The organism is Pseudomonas sp. NFACC24-1, assembly GCF_900115235.1.
Classification (GTDB): Bacteria; Pseudomonadota; Gammaproteobacteria; order Pseudomonadales; family Pseudomonadaceae; genus Aquipseudomonas; species Aquipseudomonas fluorescens_AA.
In genome coordinates this window covers 373,947-388,906 of the sequence record NZ_FOVS01000001.1, presented here as the reverse complement: position 1 = coordinate 388,906, position 14,960 = coordinate 373,947, and the positions used below count along the sequence as shown (strand labels likewise).

Genomic DNA, 14,960 nt, shown 5'->3' with positions numbered 1-14,960 from the left:
ACGCAAATCCCATGTGGGAGCGAGCTTGCTCGCGATGGCGGCTGCACAAACAGCGCAAAACCCAAGGTTGACGCCTCGCGCTTCGCGGCTCAGTCTTCCCAAGTTTTTTTCCAGACTCAAACAAGGAGGTCACCCATGCCCTTTGCAACGATCGACGGACAACCGCTTCACTACCTGGACCAAGGCCAGGGCCCGGTAGTACTGCTGGGCGGCAGCTACCTGTGGGACCACAGCATGTGGGCGCCGCAGATCGAGGTGTTGTCCAGGCATTACCGGGTGATCGCTCCGGACCTTTGGGGCCATGGCCAGTCGGGGCAGATGCCGGAAGGTATGAGTTCGCTGAACGATCTGGCCCGCCAGATGATGGAGCTGCTGGATTATTTGAGCATCGACTGCTTCCACCTGGTGGGGCTTTCGGTGGGCGGGATGTGGGGGACGCGGCTGGCGCTGGCGGCACCCACGCGGATCCAGTCGCTGGTGCTGATGGACACTTACGTGGGCGTCGAGCCGGAACAGACCCGTCAGTACTACTTCTCACTGTTCGACAAGATCGAAGCCAGCGGCAGCGTCCCCGAGCCGTTGCTGGACATCATCGTGCCGATCTTCTTCCGGCCGGGTATCGACCCGCAATCGGCGCTCTACCAGCAGTTTCGCGCCACATTGGCCGCGCTGCCAAGCGATCGCCTGCGCGCCAGCATCGTGCCGCTGGGGCGGATCATTTTCGGTCGGGACGACATCCTGCCGCGCCTGCATGCGCTGGATGCCAAGGGCACAGTGGTGATGTGCGGCGACCAGGACAAACCGCGTCCGCCGTCCGAGTCGCTGGAAATGGCCGAACTGATCGGTTGCCCCCATGTGTCGATTCCGGAGGCGGGGCATATTTCCAATCTGGAGAATCCGGAATTCGTGACCGGGGCGTTGCTGGAGTTCCTGACGCGCAAGCACTGAAATTGTGGCGAGGGGATTTATCCCCGTTGGGCTGCGAAGCAGCCCTGAAACCTGACACCTCGGTGAGCCTGACAAACCAAGTCGACAGCATTGGGGCCGCTTCGCGCCCCAGCGGGGATAAATCCCCTCGCCACAGGTGTTTGTCCAGGGCTTTACTTCGGCCCGAGAATTTTCACCAGCTTGTCCGGCGACGGCGCGCCTTGCTGCTGTTGCAGGTCGCCTTTGTCATCCAGATAGAAAATCGCCGGGGTGGCGGACAATTCCAGTTCGTCCATCAACTGCTGGTTGGCGTCCAGTTTGGCCTGGATGGCGGGCGGTATGTCCTTGAGCGGTTTGAGCGGGCTGCCCTTGCCGGCCTTTTCATGCTCGGCCAGGGCTTTTTCCGGGTCCTTGGCGGCCAGCAAGGCGGCGGATTTACCTGGGCTGTCCTCGCGGATGATGCCCACCATGATGTGGCGCAACTGCACCTTGCCGGCCTTGACCCAAGGTCGGGCCTGTTCCCAGAACATGTTGCAGTACGGGCAGTTCGGGTCGCTGAACAGGTACACCGTGCGCGGTGCGTCCTTGTTGCCGTCGGCGATCCAGTTGCTCGCTTCCATCTTCGCCCAGATGGCCTTGGCCATCGGTGCATAGACCAGTTTTTGCAGCGGCTCGGCGCTAAGGTCCTTGCCCTCGGCGTCGTACAGGTTGCCCAGCAGGACGTGCTGCCCATCCGGGGTCAGGTACAGCGCCATGCCGCGGTTCTGGTATTGCGCCGCGTAACCGCGCAGCCCGTCCGGGGCCTCGAAAGTGCCGATGATTTTCGCGCCCTTGGCTTCGATCTTCTTGATGGCCGCAGGCAATTCTTCGGCCTGCAGCAGCGGAGCCTGCGACAGTGCGGCGGCGACGGCCAGGGTCAGCAGGTGGCGGAGGCGGGGCATGGCGGTTTCCTTGTGGCGGAGTGGGGCGTCGTGGACGAATCCGGCGTTTCGAAGTTTTCCAGGGCGCGGGCCAGGCTCGCCTCTGACAATTCACCCAGGTGGCTGCCCAGCAGGCGACCGTCAGCACTGTAGAACAGGGTGGTCGGCAGGGCCATGGAGCCCACGGCCTGGCCGAGGCGGCCGCTGCCATCGAACAAAACGTTGGTCAGGCTCAGGCCCTGGGTGGCCAGGTAGGTGCTGACGCTTTGCATGCTTTCGGCCTGGTTGACGAACAGGAAGGTCAGGTCCGGACGCTGTTGCTGGGCTTCTTCGAGCACCGGCATTTCACGTCGGCAGGGCGGGCACCAGGTGGCCCAGAGGTTGATCACCAAGGGCCCGCCCTGGTAGTCGGTGAGTTTCACGGTCTGACCGTCGGCGGTGCGCAGGCTGATGTCCGGCAGCCGGGTGCCCTGTTCATAAATCGTCAGCGACAGGCTCGCCACCAGCCAGAACAGCAAGCCGCTGCCGACGCCGAAGCCCAACGGACGGCGCAGGGCGGGGCGGCGCCGGGCCCACAACAAGGCGCCCATCAGCAGCGCCAGGATCCCCGGCCAGGCGAGGAAACCGCCGTCCCGCAGGTCGACGATCTGCCACGGGTCGTCCCGGTAATGTTGCCAGTAGGCGACGACGAAGCCGATCCGTGCGGCCAAAAGCCCCAGTAGAAACAGCACGAACAGCACCGACTCAGGGTTCTCGCCACCGCGCCTGGTCACCCGCCAGCCGACGAAGGTCGCCAGGGCCAGGGCGCTGATCAGCAACAGATGGTTAAGGGCGATGGCGAAGGTGCCCAGGGTGAACGTCAGCATCAGCGCGCGTCCCGGGTGAGGTTCCAGCGCTCCAGGAACGCCTTGGCGTCGACTTCCCCGGTGATCCGCTGGCCGCGGCGCTCTTCACCGTCGGTGCCGATCCACAGCAGGCTCGGCGGCCCCGGTACCTGGTAACGGCTCAGCAACGCGCGGCTGGCGGGGCTGTCGGCGGTGACGTCGAGGCGCAGCAGGCGCACGCCTTGCAGGGCGTCCAGCACCTCGGCGCGGCCGAATACCTGTTTTTCCATGATCTTGCAGGAGACGCACCAGTCGGCGTAATAGTCCAGCAGCACCCACTGGCCCTGGGCCTTGGCGGCGTCCAGTTCCCGTTGCAGGGCGGCGGGCTCGCTGACGGTGACGAATGTGTCGTGGGCTTTGACGGTCACGCTGCCCTCGCTGCCGGCGTAGACCTTCAGGGGTTGGAAGAGATCATCGCCACCGCCCGCTGCGCCAATCACCAGCAGGCTGCCCCACAGGCCGAACAGCACCGAAGCGCTGCCGCAGAGGTAGGCCATGCGGCCGAAGCCTTCGGTCTGGCGCCAGGCGCTGTAGGCGGCGATCAACAGCAGCACGCCCCACAGTCCGATCCACAGCGAGCTGTCGATGATCGGGCGAATCATCAGCAGCGCGGTGCCCAGGAACAGGAAGCCGAACACGCCCTTGAGCAGGTTCATCCAGGCCCCGGGCTTGGGCAGGAAGCGGTTGCCCACGGTCACCAGGAGCAGCAGTGGCAGGCCCATGCCGATGCCCATGGTGAACAGGATCAACCCGCCGTGCAGCGCATTGCCGCTCTGGGCGATATACAGCAGGGCGCCGGCCAGCGGGGCGGTCATGCACGGGCCTACCAACAGGCCGGACAGGGCGCCGAGCACGCCGGCGCCCACCAGGCTGCCACCGCGTCGCTGGCGTCCGGCGTTTTCCAGGCGGTCACGCAGCGCCGCCGGCAATTGCAATTCGAAGAAGCCGAACATCGGCAGCGCCAGCAACACGAATACGGCCGCGAAGCTGCCCAGCAGCCACGGTTGCTGCAGCAGCGCCTGGAGGTTGGCCCCCAGCAGCGCGGCGAGCACGCCCATGGCCGCATACACCAGGGCCATACTGATCACGTAGCTGCCGGCCAAGGCCAGGCCGCGTCTCGGCCCGGCGCCGCTGCCCACCACCAGCCCGGCCAGGATCGGCAGCATCGGCAGCGAACAAGGGGTGAACGCCAGCAGCAGGCCCAGGCCGAAGAACACCAACAGGCTCCAGCCCAAGGCTCGTTGCTGCAGGCCGCTGGCCAGGGTCTGGTCCGGCGCCTCGCCGGTAACCGCTGCCGGTGCGCTGCCGCCCAGGTCAATCACCTGGGTCTGGGGTGGATAGCACAGGCCGGCGTCGGCACAGCCCTGGAAACCCACCTTGATCTTGCCCGTGGCACCGGCGGGGATCTTCAGTTCCAACGCCTGGCGATAGACTTGCTGGTCGCCGAAAAACTCGTCGCTGTGGGCCTCGCCCTCCGGCAACTTGGGTTTCTGCGCCTCGGCCAGGCCATCGAACTTGAGCCGCTGCTTATACAGGTAGTACCCATCGGCGATCTGCCAGAACAGCTGCGTTTCACCGGAGTCCAGGCGTTCGGAGGTCAACACGAACGCCTTTTCCACCGGCAGGAAATCGGGTTTGGTTTCGAAGGGATTGGCGGCCTGGGCCAGGCCCGAGATCAGAAACAGCCACAGCAAAAACAATCGACGCATGGATAAAGCCTTAGAACGAAGCGAGTGGAAAACACAATGGCGACTGGCGATTAACCGTCGATTAACCCGGCGGCGACCGGCAGGCCGTAATGATCGCCCATGTTTGCCGTACTCGTCGCATAATGTCGGCTTAATCGGCCGGCGGCCTAATGTACCTTTTTCCACGGGGCTTACCATGCGCGTACTGGTCTGCGAAGACGATGAGTTGATTGCCAGCGGGATCGTTGCCGGCCTCACGGCGCAGGGCCTGACGGTCGAGCACGTGGCCACCGCATCGGCAGCGCGGGCGATGGTCGGCGTGGCGGAGTTCGATGTCATGGTGCTGGACCTGGGATTGCCCGATGAGGACGGTCTCAAGCTGCTGCGGCAACTGCGCCAGCAGGGGCTGGAGACGCCGGTTTTGATCCTCACCGCCCGTGACTCGGTGACCGACCGGGTCGATGGCTTGCAGGCCGGGGCTGACGACTATCTGCTCAAACCCTTCGATCTGCGCGAGCTTGCGGCGCGCCTGCACACGTTGCTGCGGCGCGTGGCGGGGCGCAGCGTCAACCTGATCGAGCACGGTCGCCTGACCTACGACCCCAGCAGCCGGGAAACCACCCTGGACGGCCAGCCGGTGGATCTGTCCCGGCGCGAACAATCGCTGTTGCAGGCGCTCTTGCACAGTCGCGGCCGGGTGCTGTCCACCGAGCAACTCAAGGACAGCGTCTACGGGTTCAACGACGAGCTGGAAAGCAATGCCCTCAACGTCCATATCCACCACCTGCGGCGCAAGCTGGGCAATGGCATTGTCGAGACCGTGCGCGGCCTGGGCTATCGCCTGGGGCCGGCCGACGGCGGGGAATCTTCCAAGTGATGAGCCTGCGACTGCGCCTGAGCCTGACTCTTGGCGCGGCCTTCGCCCTGATCTGGGCCCTGGCCGCGGCGTGGATGCTCAGCGACCTGCGCAACCAGATGATGTTCTCCCTCGACCAGCGTCTGGTGGCCTCGGCGCGCATGGTCGCCGGGCTGCTGGAACAGTTGCCAGCACTGCCCAGCAAGGGCGAGGGCACGCATTTCAGCGCTGAGCAATTGAGTATTCCCGGCGGCATGGCCTGTCAGGTCAGCTCCTTGCGCGGCGAGATTCTGGCCCGCAGCCACGGCACCCCGGAACAGGCCCTGGAAGCCGAGAAAATGGGCTTCCATGACCAGATGATCGACGGTGCGCCCTGGCGCAGCTTCACCCTGGCCCGGGGGGATCTGCGCATCACCACCGCCGACCGCCAGATTGAACGCGAAGCCTTGAACATGTCGATCCTGCTGGCGGCCTCGGTGCCGGTGGGCGTGGCGTTGCTCGGCTGCCTGTGCTTGCTTTGGCTGGGCATCGGCCAGGGCCTGGCGCCGCTCAATCGCATGCGTGATGCGCTGATGCGGCGCAATGCCGATTCCCTGGAGCCCTTGCAGATCCATCCGCTGCCCAGCGAGTTGCGACCGTTGCTGGAGACCCAGAACCAGCTGTTCCAGCGTATCGGCAAGACCATCGAGCGTGAGCGACGGTTGACCGGCGACGCTGCCCACGAGCTGCGCAGCCCGCTGACCGCCATCAAGACGCACCTGCAAGTGGCGCGCATGACCGAGGGCGCCGCCCGCGACCAATCCCTGGCCCGGGCCGAGGAGGGCGCCGACCGCATGCATCGCACACTCGAACAGTTGCTGCTGCTGGCTCGGGTCGAAGGCAGCCTGTCGTTCGACGATGGCGTTCACTGCAACGCCGAGCAGGTTGCGCGACTGGCGATCCAGGACGCGGCCAGCAGTGAGTCACGGCGAATCAAATTGCACTTGGCCCCAGGGCTGTCCGACGCGCCGGTGCAAATGCCGGCGGTGCTCTCCATCGCCGCCTTGCGCAACTTGCTGGACAACGCCCTGCGCCATACCCCGGACGACACCGACGTGGAATTGAGCCTGGAAATGATCGGCCAGCGCGTGCGTTTCCAGGTCCGCGACCATGGCCCCGGCATCGCCGCCGACGACATCCAGCACTTGACCCAACGCTTCTGGCGCAACGGCCAGAGCACCGGCTGCGGGCTGGGGCTGGCGATCGTCCAGGCCATCGTCCAGCGTTGCGGTTGCGGCCTGCATTTCGACAGCCGCCCGGATGGATTGCGGGTCGAATTGACCATGCCGGTGCAGGTAGTGGTCGGCTAAGTGGATGAACCTGTGGCGAGGGGATTTATCCCCGCTGGACTGCGCAGCAGTCCCAAAAGCTGCGAACCCGTTGTGTCAGGTTGATTGAGTTGTCTTATCGAGGGGGCTGCTGCGCAGCCCAGCGGGGATAAATCCCCTCGCCACACAGGTTCAGGCAAGTTCTAAGGACAGCGTTGTGCTCCCATACCAGGGATCTGTGTACATCTGCTGTAACGACCTGCCATTGGCGCCCCGGCCTTATCCGGGTCTATGTTTTTTTCAGCTCGACTCAAGGACTGAGGAAAACCGCGCCATGGACACCTTCATCGAAATTTGCACGGCCACGCCCAGCGATGCCGGCATCATCAGCCGGATCGCCGAACGCTCCATCCGGGTCGGGTGTGCCGCCGAACACCGCAACGACCCCACTGTCGTCGACGCCTGGGTACGCAACAACACCCTCGCGCATATCCGCCCCTGGCTGGTCGACCCTCGCTTGCGCCTGACCCTGGCTCGTTTGCAGGGGCGGCCGGCGGGTGTCGCCATGGCCTCGGCCAGTGGCCGGATCGCCTTCTGCTACGTACAGCCGGAGTCCTTCCGCCGCGGTGTCGGCCAGGCGCTGGTGCGGGACATCGAGGCCTGGCTGCGCGGGCGCGGGGTGGCCCGGGTGCGCCTCAACAGTACCCGTAGCAGCCAGGCGTTCTATCGACACCTGGGGTTCGAGCAAAGTGCTGACGCCTTCGCCATCGGCGAGGTCAAGGCCATAGCGATGCACAAGCCACTGATCGCGCCACAGGAGAAAGTGTTGCCCGCGAGTAAATCCCTCCGTGGCTGATGCGTTTCCACAACAGGAAACCTGCATGTGCGCCCCGACCGGATGCGCACCTGCCCGGTGTGTCGTTTTGGGTCACTACGTACTGCGGGGTCGAGAGATGTCAGTCGCCAACAGCCTTATCGAAGCACAGCCGGCCCGGGTCAGCCCCGTGCCGGCCGAGACGCTCTACCAGTTCAATGAGTCGCCGCTGCTGGCTCGCCAGAGTCGGCAGGAGTCCAATGCCCGCAGCTATCCACGGCGCATCCCCCTGGCGCTCAAGCGCGCCAAGGGGTTGTATGTCGAGGACGTCGAGGGCCGCACCTTCATCGATTGCCTGGCCGGCGCCGGCACGCTGGCGCTGGGGCATAACCACCCGGTGGTGATCGACGCGATCCAGCAGGTGCTGGCCGACGAGCTGCCGTTGCACACCCTGGACCTGACCACGCCGGTCAAGGACCGCTTCGTCCAGGACCTGTTCGGCCTGTTGCCGGTGGAGCTGGCCGCCGAGGCGAAGATCCAGTTCTGCGGCCCCACCGGTACCGACGCGGTGGAAGCCGCCCTCAAGCTGGTGCGTACCGCGACCGGACGCAGCACCGTGCTGTCGTTCCAGGGCGGTTATCACGGCATGAGCCAGGGGGCATTGAGCCTGATGGGCAGCCTGGGGCCGAAGAAACCCTTGGGCGCCTTGCTCAGCAGCGGCGTGCAGTTCATGCCATACCCCTACGATTATCGCTGCCCGTTCGGGCTGGGCGGTGTCGAGGGCGTGAAGGCCAACCTGCATTACCTGGAAAACCTGCTGAACGACCCGGAGGCCGGCGTGCAATTGCCGGCGGCGGTCATCGTCGAAGTGGTGCAGGGCGAGGGCGGAGTCATTCCCGCCGACCTGGACTGGCTGCGCGGCTTGCGGCGGATCACCGAGCAGGCAGGGGTGGCGTTGATCGTCGACGAAATCCAGAGCGGCTTCGGCCGTACCGGCAAAATGTTTGCCTTCGAGCATGCCGGAATCATCCCGGACGTGGTGGTGTTGTCCAAGGCCATTGGCGGCAGCCTGCCGCTGGCGGTGGTGGTTTACCGAGACTGGCTCGACACCTGGTTGCCGGGCGCTCACGCCGGGACCTTCCGTGGCAATCAGATGGCCATGGCCGCCGGCTCCGCGGTCATGCGCTACCTGCGTGAACACGACCTGCCGGCCCACGCCGCCGCCATGGGCGAACGCCTGAGCGAGCACCTGCGCATCCTGCAGCGGGACTACCCGCAACTGGGCGATATCCGCGGTCGCGGGCTGATGCTCGGTGTCGAGTTGGTGGACCCGGCGGGCAAGCCGGACGCCCTGGGCCATCCGCCGGTGCATGCCCAGCTGGCGCCACGGCTGCAACGCGAATGCCTCAGGCGCGGGCTGATCCTGGAGTTGGGCGGTCGCCAGGGCGGCGTGGTGCGGTTCCTGCCACCGTTGATCATCACCCGGGCCGAAATCGACCGGGTCGCCGAGATTTTCGGGCGAGCCCTGCATGCGGCGGTCACCGAGAGCTAATTTTCAGCCGGCCCCGTACGTTCCTTTCATATCCTGGCTGCGCATATGACGCAGCGAACCTCGAGCAAAGATGGAGAGACACCCATGACTTCAGTATTCGACCGCGAGGACATCGTCTTTCAGGTCGTGGTCAACCACGAAGAACAGTATTCGATCTGGCCAGACTACAAGGCCGTCCCCGAGGGCTGGCGTACCGTCGGTAAAAGCGGCTTCAAGAAGGAGTGCCTGGCCTACATCGAAGAAGTCTGGACCGACATGCGCCCGCTGAGCCTGCGCAAGAAAATGGACGAGCAGGCGGCTGCGGCCCACTGAGTGTAGAGCCTGTGGCAGCAAGAAAGCTTTCCACAGGAAGGCTGCGGGAGAATGCAAATCCTGCAGTCACATCAGAACCCCTGTGGGAGCGAGCTTGCTCGCGATAGCGGTGGATCGGCAACATTAATGCCGGCTGACACTCCGCAATCGCGAGCAAGCTCGCTCCCACAGAGGCCGGCCGGCGTTACCAACTATTGCTCGATCAAAAAATCAATCAACGCCCGCGCCGCCGCCGGCAATTGCCGATGGGGCGGGTAGATGATTGAAAAGGGTCGGCTGCGCCCGTCAAAGTCCTCCAGCAAAGCCACCAGTTCCCCACGCTCGATTCGCTCCCGGACAATGAATTCATAGGTCTGGCAGATCCCCATCCCGGCCTGTGCCAGGGACACGATGCCCAATACATCATCGGACACTTGCACATTGCCCACCGGCAGCCATTCCCGGTCTTCATGATTGTCGCGAAACAGCCAGGGTGCGATGCGTCCGCTGCTGGGCATTACGAAGGGCAGGCAGGCGTGGGCAGCCAGTTCATCGACGTGCCGGGGCATCCCGGCGCGTTCCAGGTAATGCGGCGCGGCCACCAGGCACAGGCGGGCGTCTTCGAGCTTGCGTCCGACCAGGCCGCTGTCCGGCAGCGGCCCAAGGCGGATCGCCAGGTCATACCCCTCGGCCACCAGATCGACATTGCGGTTGGTGATACTCAGCTCGACCCGAACTTGCGGGTAAGCCTCGGCGAAACGCGACAGCAGCGATGGCAGACGGTAATGGCCGTAGGTGGTCGGCACGCTCAAGCGCACACGACCGGTCAAGACACCGTCCTGGCCCTGGATTCGCCGCTCGGCGTCGTCAATCAGGGCAAAGGCCGAGCGCGACTGCTCCAGGTACAAGGTGCCGGCGTCGGTCAGGTTCAGCCGCCGGGTCGTGCGTCGCAACAGTTGCACGCCGAGCCGGGCTTCGAGGCGGGAGATGGCGCGGCTCAGGACCGAAGGCGTAGTGCCCAGCGCCACGGCACCGGCGCTGAGCGTGCCTTTTTCCACGACCGTGACGAAGGCTTCCACGTCGGCCAGGTAATCGAATCGACGGGCCATTGTTGCCTCCAGGGGCCAAGTGATGTTCCGGTGCGCCAGTTTATCGCCGGTGAACGCATCAATACAGTGAGCGCATCTTTTATCGAAACAGCCTGGAGTCATCATGAAAAAGCTCACGACCTTGGCAACGTCTGTTGTTCTGGCGGGTATTGGCGTCGCGGCCCATGCCGATAACGTGCTGGTGGTCCTGTCGGATTCCGATCATCTGGATCTGAACAACGGCAAGGTTTTCTCCACCGGGTTTTACTTCAACGAATTGCTGCAACCGGTGAAGCTGTTGCTGGATGCCGGTCACCACGTGACGTTCGCCACCCCGCAGGGCAAGGCGCCGACGCTGGACCGGTCCTCGGTGGACAAGATGTACTTCAATAATGATCCGGCGCAGCTGCAGCGCTACCAGACGTTGCTGGCGCAACTGAACATCACTTCGGCCACGGACTCACCGGTGATCAGCCTGGCCCGTGTCGAGCAGATCGGTCTGGAGAAGTACGATGCCCTGTACATTCCCGGCGGGCATGCGCCCATGCAGGATTTGCTCACGAGCGCACCGCTGGGGCGGGTGTTGACCCACTTTCATGACAAGGGCAAGACCACCGCGCTGGTTTGCCACGGGCCGATCGCGTTGCTGTCGACATTGCCTGATGCCCAAGGATTCGTTGGCCAGTTGGCTACCAAAGGCCAGGCCTCGGCGCCGTCGAATTGGATCTACGCCGGGTACAAAATGACAGTGATCAGCAATCAGGAAGAAGAACTGGCCAAGGGGCTGTTGGGTGATGGGAGCATGAAATTCTACCCACAGACCGCGTTGCAGCAGGCTGGTGGGCAGTACAGCAGCAACACCTCGCCGTGGACGTCCCATGTAGTGACGGATCGGGAGCTGATTACCGGCCAGAACCCGGCGTCGGCGCTGGCGGTGGGGCAGGCGTTGGTTGAGCGGTTGAAACCATAGGCCGGAAGACTTCCTATCCCTGTGGGAGCGAGCTTGCTCGCGATTGCGGCGGGTCAGCAAGATCAATGTTGGCTGACACTCCGTCATCGGAGCAAGCTCGCTCCCACAGGTTTTCCGGCACACCGTCTGGTTATTTGAACCGCCGCTCCACCCCTTTCTCCACCAGGATCTTCGCCGAAATCTCTTCCACGGAAAAATGCGTGGAGTTGATATGGGGAATGTTCTCCCGCCGGAACAGGTTTTCCACCTCGCGCACTTCGAACTCGCACTGGGCGTAGCTTGAGTAACGGCTGTTGGGCTTGCGCTCGTTGCGGATCGCCGTGAGGCGGTCCGGGTCGATGGTCAGGCCGAACAGCTTGTGCTGGTGGGCGCGCAGGGCGCTGGGCAGTTGCAGGCGCTCCATGTCGTCTTCGGTCAGCGGATAGTTGGCCGCGCGGATGCCGAATTGCATCGCCATGTACAGGCACGTCGGTGTCTTACCACAACGCGACACGCCCACTAGGATCAGGTCGGCCTTGTCGTAATAATGCGTGCGGGCGCCGTCATCGTTGTCCAGCGCGAAGTTCACCGCCTCGATCCGCTCCATGTAGTTGGAGTTGTGGCCAATGGAATGGGACTTGCCGACCGAGTAGGAGGAATGCTCGCTCAGTTCCTGTTCCAGGGGCGCCAGGAAGGTGGAAAAAATGTCGATCATGAAACCATTGGACGTTGCGAGAATCTCACGGATGTCCTGATTGACGATGGTATCGAAGATGATCGGGCGAAAACCGTCGGTTTCGGCGGCTTTATTGATTTGCTGTACCATGGCCCGCGCCTTGTCGACGCTGTCTATGTACGGACGTGTCATCTTGGCGAAGGTAATGTTTTCGAACTGTGCCAACAGGCTCTGGCCTAGCGTTTCGGCCGTGATGCCGGTGCCGTCGGAGATAAAGAAAGCAGATCGTTTCATTTGCGCCTTGGGCCTTAAGCTAGTGAGCTAGTGAGCTAGTGACGATTCTTGGATATGATAGGCGCGATTTGCCGGCCGCCAGTGGCCCGCATTCTCACTTATTTTCCAGGTCCAGGCCATATCGCTGGCAAGCGCTCCCCTGGAGCCGCCGGTGCCTTGAGCTTTTCCAACACAGTTAGTGGAGAGATCACCTTGGTAGAGTACGTAGTTTCCCTCGATAAGCTCGGCGTCCATGATGTGGAGCATGTGGGGGGCAAGAACGCATCCCTGGGCGAGATGATCAGCAACCTCGCCGGTGCCGGCGTATCGGTGCCAGGTGGCTTCGCCACGACCGCCCAGGCTTATCGTGATTTCCTGGAACTGAGCGGCCTGAACAAGCAGATCCACGATGCGCTCGATGCCCTGGACGTCGATGACGTCAACGCCTTGGCCAAGACCGGTGCCCAGATCCGTCAATGGATCATGGAAGCCGAGTTCCCCGAGAAACTGAACGCCGAGATCCGCACCGCTTTCGCCAAGCTGTCCGAAGGCAATCCCGATATCGCCGTCGCCGTGCGTTCCTCGGCCACCGCCGAAGACCTGCCGGATGCCTCCTTCGCGGGCCAGCAGGAAACCTTCCTGAACATCCGTGGTGTGGAAAACGTCATCCGTGCCGCCAAGGAAGTCTTCGCCTCCCTTTTCAACGACCGTGCCATTTCCTACCGCGTGCACCAGGGCTTCGACCACAAGCTGGTCGCCCTGTCCGCCGGTGTGCAGCGCATGGTCCGCTCCGAAACCGGCACCGCCGGCGTGATGTTTACCCTCGACACCGAGTCCGGCTTCCGTGACGTGGTGTTCATCACCGGCGCCTACGGCCTGGGTGAAACCGTCGTGCAGGGCGCGGTGAACCCGGATGAGTTCTACGTTCACAAGGGCACGCTGCAAGCCGGTCGTCCGGCCATCCTGCGCCGCAACCTGGGCAGCAAGGCCATCAAGATGATCTACGGCGACGAAGCCAAGGCCGGTCGCTCGGTGAAGACCGTCGATGTGGACAAGGCCGAGCGCGCGCGTTTCTGCCTGAGCGACGCCGAGGTCAGCGAGTTGGCCAAGCAGGCGATGATCATCGAGCAGCACTACAAGTGCCCGATGGACATCGAGTGGGCCAAGGACGGTGACGACGGCAAGCTGTATATCGTGCAGGCCCGTCCGGAAACCGTGAAAAGCCGCACCCAGGCCAACGTCATGGAGCGCTACCTGCTCAAGGAAACCGGCACCGTGCTGGTGGAAGGCCGGGCCATTGGCCAGCGCATCGGCGCGGGCAAGGTGCGGATCATCAAGGACGTCTCGGAGATGGACAAGGTCCAGGCCGGCGACGTACTGGTCTCCGACATGACTGACCCGGACTGGGAACCGGTGATGAAGCGCGCCAGCGCCATCGTCACCAACCGCGGCGGGCGTACCTGCCACGCGGCGATCATCGCCCGTGAACTGGGGATCCCGGCCGTGGTCGGTTGCGGCAACGCGACCCAACTGCTCAAGGACGGCCTGGGCGTGACCGTTTCCTGCGCCGAAGGCGACACCGGCTATATCTTCGAGGGCGAACTGGGCTTCGACATCAAGAAGAACTCCGTGGACGCCATGCCGGAGCTGCCGTTCAAGATCATGATGAACGTCGGCAACCCGGACCGTGCCTTCGACTTCGCACAGTTGCCGAACGCCGGTGTGGGCCTGGCCCGCCTGGAGTTCATCATCAACCGCATGATCGGCGTGCACCCCAAGGCCCTGCTGAACTACGACGGCCTGCCCCAGGACATCAAGGACAGCGTCGACAAGCGCATTGCCGGCTACAACGATCCGGTCGGTTTCTACGTCGAGAAGCTGGTGGAAGGCATCAGCACCCTGGCGGCGGCGTTCTGGCCGAAAAAGGTCATCGTGCGCCTGTCGGACTTCAAGTCCAACGAATACGCCAACCTGATCGGCGGCAAGCTCTACGAGCCGGAAGAAGAGAACCCGATGCTGGGCTTCCGTGGTGCGTCGCGCTACATCAGCGAATCGTTCCGCGACTGCTTTGAACTCGAGTGCCGCGCCCTCAAGCGCGTGCGCAACGAGATGGGCCTGACCAACGTCGAGATCATGGTGCCGTTCGTGCGGACCCTGGGCGAAGCGAGCCAGGTCGTCGACCTGCTGGCGGAAAACGGCCTGGCCCGTGGCGACAATGGCCTGCGCGTGATCATGATGTGCGAACTGCCGTCCAATGCCATCCTGGCTGAAGAGTTCCTCGAGTTCTTCGACGGTTTCTCCATCGGTTCCAACGACCTGACCCAGCTGACTTTGGGCCTGGACCGCGATTCCGGGATCATCGCCCACCTGTTCGACGAGCGGAACCCGGCGGTCAAGAAGCTGCTGGCCAATGCCATCGCCGCCTGCAACAAGGCTGGCAAGTACATCGGCATCTGCGGCCAGGGTCCTTCGGACCACCCGGACCTGGCCAAGTGGCTGATGGAACAGGGCATCGAAAGCGTTTCGTTGAACCCCGACTCGGTGCTGGAAACCTGGTTCTTCCTGGCTGAGGGGCAGGCTGCGGTCTGATCGAGTGAAGAGGCCTCACCGGTAATGTAAGCCGGGTAACCTTTGTGGGAGCGAGCTTGCTCGCGATAGCGGCGTGTCAGCCAAGATTTTTTTTGCTGATCCAACGCAATCGCGAGCAAGCTCGCTCCCACAGTCGTCTTTTTTTG

Annotated in this window: 13 protein-coding genes; 8 read left to right on the top strand and 5 right to left on the bottom strand. The window is 63.5% G+C overall.

The annotated features are described in order from the left end of the window. The first annotated feature begins 135 nt into the window (after positions 1–135). Entirely contained in the window at positions 136–948 is an 813-nt protein-coding gene (locus BM317_RS01855; protein ID WP_092166783.1) for an alpha/beta fold hydrolase, read from the top strand. A 152-nt stretch (positions 949–1,100) separates the two neighbouring features. Here BM317_RS01855 and dsbG read toward each other — a convergent pair whose 3' ends face one another. The 3 genes from dsbG to dsbD are packed head-to-tail and all read right to left on the bottom strand — an operon-like array spanning position 1,101 to position 4,440. After that, on the bottom strand, positions 1,101–1,868 hold the full coding sequence (gene dsbG, locus BM317_RS01850) for a thiol:disulfide interchange protein DsbG (protein ID WP_092472894.1): 768 nt from the start codon (positions 1,866–1,868) through the stop codon (positions 1,101–1,103). Then, on the bottom strand, positions 1,844–2,713 hold the full coding sequence (locus tag BM317_RS01845) for a TlpA family protein disulfide reductase (protein ID WP_092472892.1): 870 nt from the start codon (positions 2,711–2,713) through the stop codon (positions 1,844–1,846). Before BM317_RS01845 ends, dsbG begins: the two co-directional genes overlap by 25 nt. Next, positions 2,713–4,440, bottom strand: coding sequence for a protein-disulfide reductase DsbD (dsbD, locus tag BM317_RS01840; RefSeq protein ID WP_092472890.1), 1,728 nt, complete (start codon positions 4,438–4,440; stop codon positions 2,713–2,715). The genes BM317_RS01845 and dsbD overlap by 1 nt, the downstream gene beginning before the upstream one ends. A gap of 175 nt (positions 4,441–4,615) precedes the next feature. Here dsbD and BM317_RS01835 point away from each other — a divergent pair, with 175 nt between their 5' ends. From BM317_RS01835 to BM317_RS01815, 5 genes are all read left to right on the top strand, one after another. Beyond that, positions 4,616–5,296: a response regulator gene (locus BM317_RS01835; protein WP_092166779.1), complete on the top strand. Its 681-nt coding sequence runs from the start codon at positions 4,616–4,618 to the stop codon at positions 5,294–5,296. After that, positions 5,293–6,624, top strand: a complete 1,332-nt coding sequence (locus BM317_RS01830) for an ATP-binding protein (protein ID WP_092472888.1) — start codon at positions 5,293–5,295, stop codon at positions 6,622–6,624. The genes BM317_RS01835 and BM317_RS01830 overlap by 4 nt, the downstream gene beginning before the upstream one ends. A 292-nt stretch (positions 6,625–6,916) precedes the next feature. Further along, positions 6,917–7,438, top strand: coding sequence for a GNAT family N-acetyltransferase (locus BM317_RS01825; RefSeq protein WP_092472886.1), 522 nt, complete (start codon positions 6,917–6,919; stop codon positions 7,436–7,438). A 97-nt stretch (positions 7,439–7,535) separates the two neighbouring features. Next, complete coding sequence (locus BM317_RS01820; protein WP_092472884.1) at positions 7,536–8,948, top strand: aspartate aminotransferase family protein; 1,413 nt, start codon at positions 7,536–7,538, stop codon at positions 8,946–8,948. Positions 8,949–9,032: 84 nt separating this feature from the next. Continuing rightward, positions 9,033–9,260 carry an MbtH family protein gene (locus BM317_RS01815; protein WP_092166770.1) on the top strand — a complete coding sequence of 76 codons (228 nt, stop codon included), beginning with the start codon at positions 9,033–9,035 and terminating at the stop codon, positions 9,258–9,260. A 191-nt stretch (positions 9,261–9,451) separates the two neighbouring features. Here the strand turns inward: BM317_RS01815 and BM317_RS01810 are convergent, their stop codons facing one another. Continuing rightward, the gene (locus BM317_RS01810) at positions 9,452–10,348 is read right to left on the bottom strand and encodes a LysR family transcriptional regulator (RefSeq protein WP_092472883.1); all 897 of its coding nucleotides are present in this window, start codon (positions 10,346–10,348) and stop codon (positions 9,452–9,454) included. Positions 10,349–10,451: 103 nt separating this feature from the next. On the opposite strand from BM317_RS01810, the gene BM317_RS01805 reads away from it, so the two are divergent. Continuing rightward, on the top strand, positions 10,452–11,297 hold the full coding sequence (locus BM317_RS01805; RefSeq protein WP_092472881.1) for a type 1 glutamine amidotransferase domain-containing protein: 846 nt from the start codon (positions 10,452–10,454) through the stop codon (positions 11,295–11,297). 130 nt (positions 11,298–11,427) lie between these two features. Here the strand turns inward: BM317_RS01805 and BM317_RS01800 are convergent, their stop codons facing one another. After that, positions 11,428–12,246 carry a posphoenolpyruvate synthetase regulatory kinase/phosphorylase PpsR gene (locus tag BM317_RS01800; protein ID WP_072407939.1) on the bottom strand — a complete coding sequence of 273 codons (819 nt, stop codon included), beginning with the start codon at positions 12,244–12,246 and terminating at the stop codon, positions 11,428–11,430. Positions 12,247–12,438: 192 nt separating this feature from the next. Here BM317_RS01800 and ppsA point away from each other — a divergent pair, with 192 nt between their 5' ends. Then, positions 12,439–14,814: a phosphoenolpyruvate synthase gene (gene ppsA, locus BM317_RS01790; RefSeq protein ID WP_092472879.1), complete on the top strand. Its 2,376-nt coding sequence runs from the start codon at positions 12,439–12,441 to the stop codon at positions 14,812–14,814. Positions 14,815–14,960 lie beyond the last annotated feature (146 nt).

Excerpts from the sequence above, each read along its gene's own strand:
- dsbG (WP_092472894.1), bottom strand. The coding sequence starts at position 1,868 with ATGCCCCGCCTCCGCCACCTGCTGACCCTGGCCGTCGCCGCCGCACTG.
- BM317_RS01845 (WP_092472892.1), bottom strand. The coding sequence starts at position 2,713 with ATGCTGACGTTCACCCTGGGCACCTTCGCCATCGCCCTTAACCATCTG.
- BM317_RS01835 (WP_092166779.1), top strand. The coding sequence starts at position 4,616 with ATGCGCGTACTGGTCTGCGAAGACGATGAGTTGATTGCCAGCGGGATC.
- BM317_RS01820 (WP_092472884.1), top strand. The coding sequence starts at position 7,536 with ATGTCAGTCGCCAACAGCCTTATCGAAGCACAGCCGGCCCGGGTCAGC.
- dsbD (WP_092472890.1), bottom strand. The coding sequence starts at position 4,440 with ATGCGTCGATTGTTTTTGCTGTGGCTGTTTCTGATCTCGGGCCTGGCC.
- BM317_RS01810 (WP_092472883.1), bottom strand. The coding sequence starts at position 10,348 with ATGGCCCGTCGATTCGATTACCTGGCCGACGTGGAAGCCTTCGTCACG.
- BM317_RS01800 (WP_072407939.1), bottom strand. The coding sequence starts at position 12,246 with ATGAAACGATCTGCTTTCTTTATCTCCGACGGCACCGGCATCACGGCC.
- BM317_RS01805 (WP_092472881.1), top strand. The coding sequence starts at position 10,452 with ATGAAAAAGCTCACGACCTTGGCAACGTCTGTTGTTCTGGCGGGTATT.
- BM317_RS01825 (WP_092472886.1), top strand. The coding sequence starts at position 6,917 with ATGGACACCTTCATCGAAATTTGCACGGCCACGCCCAGCGATGCCGGC.
- BM317_RS01855 (WP_092166783.1), top strand. The coding sequence starts at position 136 with ATGCCCTTTGCAACGATCGACGGACAACCGCTTCACTACCTGGACCAA.
- BM317_RS01815 (WP_092166770.1), top strand. The coding sequence starts at position 9,033 with ATGACTTCAGTATTCGACCGCGAGGACATCGTCTTTCAGGTCGTGGTC.